Source organism: Filobacillus milosensis (assembly GCF_004402015.1).
Classification (GTDB): Bacteria; Bacillota; Bacilli; order Bacillales; family Alkalibacillaceae; genus Filobacillus; species Filobacillus milosensis.
Map to the genome: position 1 here is coordinate 1 of NZ_SOPW01000036.1, position 3,029 is coordinate 3,029.

The following is a 3,029-nucleotide window of genomic DNA, read 5'->3' on the forward strand; positions in this document are numbered from 1 at the left end:
AACGGGACGTCTTTTCATCTTCGAAGTTAAGTCCTCGATCGATTAGTATCCGTCAGCTTCACGTGTCACCACGCTTACACCTCGGACCTATCAACCTCATCGTCTCTGAGGGATCTTACTTGCTCGAAGCAATGGGAAATCTCATCTTGAGGGGGGCTTCATGCTTAGATGCTTTCAGCACTTATCCCTGCCACACGTAGCTACCCAGCGATGCTCCTGGCGGAACAACTGGTACACCAGCGGTGTGTCCATCCCGGTCCTCTCGTACTAAGGACAGCGCCTCTCAGATTTCCAACGCCCACGACGGATAGGGACCGAACTGTCTCACGACGTTCTGAACCCAGCTCGCGTACCGCTTTAATGGGCGAACAGCCCAACCCTTGGGACCGACTACAGCCCCAGGATGCGATGAGCCGACATCGAGGTGCCAAACCTCCCCGTCGATGTGGACTCTTGGGGGAGATAAGCCTGTTATCCCCGGGGTAGCTTTTATCCGTTGAGCGACGGCCCTTCCATTCGGTACCGCCGGATCACTAAGCCCGACTTTCGTCCCTGCTCGACTTGTAGGTCTCGCAGTCAAGCTCCCTTCTGCCTTTACACTCTGCGAATGATTTCCAACCATTCTGAGGGAACCTTTGGGCGCCTCCGTTACTCTTTGGGAGGCGACCGCCCCAGTCAAACTGCCCACCTGACACTGTCTCCGGACCGGATCACGGTCCTGGGTTAGAATGTCCGTACAGCCAGGGTGGTATCCCACGGATGCCTCCACCGAAGCTAGCGCTCCGGCTTCTAAGGCTCCCACCTATCCTGTACAAGCTGTACCAACATTCAATATCAGGCTACAGTAAAGCTCCACGGGGTCTTTCCGTCCTGTCGCGGGTAATGCGCATCTTCACGCATAGTATAATTTCACCGGGTCTCTGGTTGAGACAGTGCCCAAGTCGTTGCACCTTTCGTGCGGGTCGGAACTTACCCGACAAGGAATTTCGCTACCTTAGGACCGTTATAGTTACGGCCGCCGTTTACTGGGGCTTCGGTTCAACGCTTCGCTAAAAGCTAACGCATCCCCTTAACCTTCCAGCACCGGGCAGGTGTCAGCCCCTATACTTCGCCTTACGGCTTCGCAGAGACCTGTGTTTTTGATAAACAGTCGCTTGGGCCTTTTCACTGCGGCTTGCTAGGTCGTAACCTAGACAAGCACCCCTTCTCCCGAAGTTACGGGGTCATTTTGCCGAGTTCCTTAACCAGAGTTCTCCCGATCACCTTAGGATACTCTCCTCGCCTACCTGTGTCGGTTTGCGGTACGGGCACCATTCTCCTCGCTAGAGGCTTTTCTTGGCAGTGTGAAATCAGGGACTTCGGTACTCAATTTCCCTCCCCATCACAGCTCAAGCGTCCGGTGGACGGATTTGCCTATCCACCACTCTTGCTGCTTGGGCGCACATCCAATTGTGCGCTTCCCTTATCCTCCTGCGTTCCCCCATTGCTCAAACGGAGAGGAGGTGGTACAGGAATATCAACCTGTTATCCATCGCCTACGCCTTTCGGCCTCGGCTTAGGTCCCGACTAACCCTGAGCGGACGAGCCTTCCTCAGGAAACCTTAGGCATACGGTGAAGAAGATTCTCACTTCTTTTTCGCTACTCATACCGGCATTCTCACTTCTAAACGCTCCACTAGTCCTCACGGTCTAGCTTCAACGCCTTTAGAACGCTCTCCTACCACTGTCCTACGGACAATCCGCAGCTTCGGTGATGTGTTTAGCCCCGGTATATTTTCGGCGCAGCGTCACTCGACCAGTGAGCTATTACGCACTCTTTAAATGGTGGCTGCTTCTAAGCCAACATCCTGGTTGTCTAAGCAACGCCACATCCTTTTCCACTTAACACATACTTAGGGACCTTAGCTGGCGGTCTGGGCTGTTTCCCTTTCGACTATGAACCTTATCACCCATAGTCTGACTCCCAACGATAAGTCATTGGCATTCGGAGTTTGACTGAATTCGGTAACCCGATAGGGGCCCCTAGTCCAATCAGTGCTCTACCTCCAAGACTCTCACGTTGAGGCTAGCCCTAAAGCTATTTCGGAGAGAACCAGCTATCTCTGTGTTCGATTGGCATTTCACCCCTACCCACACCTCATCCCCGCATTTTTCAACATACGTGGGTTCGGGCCTCCAGTCAGTGTTACCTGACCTTCACCCTGGACATGGGTAGATCACACAGTTTCGGGTCTACGGTGTCCGACTTCATCGCCCTATTCAGACTCGCTTTCGCTGCGGCTCCAGGTCTTCCCTTTAACCTTGCCGACCACCGTAACTCGCCGGTTCATTCTACAAAAGGCACGCCGTCACACATTAACGTGCTCCGACTACTTGTAAGCACACGGTTTCAGGTTCTCTTTCACTCCCCTTCCGGGGTTCTTTTCACCTTTCCCTCACGGTACTGGTTCACTATCGGTCACTAGGGAGTATTTAGCCTTGGGAGATGGTCCTCCCGGATTCCGACGGAATTACACGTGTTCCGCCGTACTCAGGATCCACTCCGGAGGAACGTCGATTTCAACTACCGGGCTTTTACCGTCTTTGGCTGACCGTTCCAGGTCGATTCGTCTACCAACGTTCTTGGTAACTCCAATGGAGTGTCCTACAACCCCAAGACGCATGCGTCTTGGTTTGGGCTAATTCCGTTTCGCTCGCCGCTACTCAGGAAATCGCGTTTGCTTTCTCTTCCTTCGGGTACTGAGATGTTTCAGTTCCCCGAGTTGCCTTTCATCACCTATGAATTCAGTGATGAATCCTATCCCATTACGGATAGTGGGTTTCCCCATTCGGACATCCCCGAGTCAACGCTTACTTACAGCTCGTCGAGGCATTTCGGTGTTTGTCCCGTCCTTCATCGGCTCCTAGTGCCAAGGCATTCACCGTGCGCTCTTATTCACTTAACTTCTATACGTGAAAAGACGCTTTATTGAATCAATAAAATCGTTTTTCGATGCTTTGGCGTTCGTATTTAGTTTTCAAGGTACAGG

1 rRNA gene is annotated in these 3,029 nt (G+C 52.7%); it reads right to left on the minus strand.

The features are described from left to right. Positions 1–22 precede the first annotated feature (22 nt). Positions 23–2,945, minus strand: a 23S ribosomal RNA gene (locus E3U55_RS16910). Between the last annotated feature and the right edge of the window lie 84 nt (positions 2,946–3,029).